Genomic DNA, 341 nt, shown 5'->3' with positions numbered 1-341 from the left:
CTGTTCCAGGTGTTCGGCGCGCTCGCGCAGTACGAGCGCGCCTTGATCCAGGAGCGTGTCGTTGCCGGCCTGGCTGCTGCCCGCAAACGTGGCCGGATCGGCGGCCGGCCGCAGGCAATCACCGGCGAGAAACTGGATGCCATTATCGCCGCGCTCGACGGTGGCATGTCCAAGGCGGCCGTGTGCCGCAACTTCGGCGTCAAGCGAACCACGCTGATCGAGACCCTGGCACGGGTTGGTTGGACGGGCTCTCGTGGAGCGTCATCGCGATGACGACCAAGAGCGAACGATTGACCGTCCTGTCGGACGCCGAGCAGGAAGCCCTGTACGGCCTGCCGGAC

At 66.9% G+C, this 341-nt stretch carries 1 protein-coding gene; it reads left to right on the top strand.

The genetic code is table 11. The features are described from left to right. The coding region (locus VJI94_RS08125) for a recombinase family protein (protein WP_324008982.1) at window positions 1–273 on the top strand (273 nt) is incomplete at its 5' end. Window positions 274–341: the final 68 nt, after the last annotated feature.

It is taken from the genome of Parvimonas sp. D9 (assembly GCF_035282565.1).
GTDB lineage: Bacteria > Bacillota > Clostridia > Tissierellales > Peptoniphilaceae > Parvimonas > Parvimonas micra.
The sequence above is the reverse complement of the archived record's forward strand: the minus strand, read 5'-3'. Positions and strand labels throughout refer to the sequence as shown.